Genomic DNA, 980 nt, shown 5'->3' on the forward strand with positions numbered 1-980 from the left:
GTATTTTTATGTTTTGCAGTGCAAAGGTAACTTGGTTCATGTAATATGCCTCGGAAACAATTGAGTGCTTACGAACCATACACCATTCGGTTGTTTGGCAAGGGGCGTAAGGCACGAATCGTACCTCTTGTAAAGGAACAAATGTCAATACTACGTGACTACATGGAAGAGAATCACCTTAATGATAGCAACAAGACTGCATCTCCACTCTTCTACAATGATAGGCATGAAAAACTGACACGGGAAGGTATTACCTACATCCTCAATACTTATGTGGAAACGGCAAGAATGGAATCTCCCGAATTAATCTCAGGGAAAATCAGCTGCCACTCCATACGTCATAGTCGTGCCATGCATCTCCTACAGGCTGGTGTCAATCTTATTTATATCAGAGATTTACTTGGACATGTCTCTATTCAGACAACCGATATCTATGCACGTGCAGAATCAAAGGCAAAGCGTGAAGCTCTTGAGAAAGCATATGTAAAATTGCCCCCTAACCGAGATTCTGATAAGTCTTGGGAAGACAATAAAAATCTCAGAGATTGGCTCAAAGGACTGTAAAAGTAATCTTTATTATGAGAAGTCGAACGGAGAAGTATTCTTCTATCATATTGATAATTAATAGTACTTTTCTGATCACTTATCATAACGATATACTTATCATAAAAGAAGAGGGCGTGCATTCTATGTTTCTACGCCCTCTTCTTCAAATGGCTAAAGCAGCACCTCAAGATCAAGAAATTTTGGGGTACTACAGAGAATGCTGTGAGAATCCAAATCTCATCGGCAATCATAGCCTATTGCCTTGTTGCTATCGTACAACATGATTTGCGACTTAAGCGATCGACTTATGAGGTCCTTCAGATTCTAAGCATTTCTCTTATGGATAAGACACCACTCGTTAATCTCTTCGAAAGGACTGATTTCAATAATGTCAAAGAACTCGATTGTCCCCTCTTTCCGGAGTTATTTGATTA

1 protein-coding gene and 1 pseudogene are annotated in these 980 nt (G+C 39.5%); both read left to right on the forward strand.

Features of this window, described 5'->3' with window-relative positions; all coding sequences use genetic code 11:
* The first annotated feature begins 45 nt into the window (after positions 1 to 45).
* Positions 46 to 564, forward strand: a complete 519-nt coding sequence (locus tag I6E38_RS14895; protein WP_235394716.1) for a tyrosine-type recombinase/integrase — start codon at positions 46 to 48, stop codon at positions 562 to 564.
* Between the two features lie 138 nt (positions 565 to 702).
* Positions 703 to 980: pseudogene (locus I6E38_RS14900) on the forward strand (IS4 family transposase); the annotation flags it as partial.

Origin of the sequence: Leyella stercorea (assembly GCF_021531355.1) — a bacterium.
GTDB lineage: Bacteria > Bacteroidota > Bacteroidia > Bacteroidales > Bacteroidaceae > Prevotella.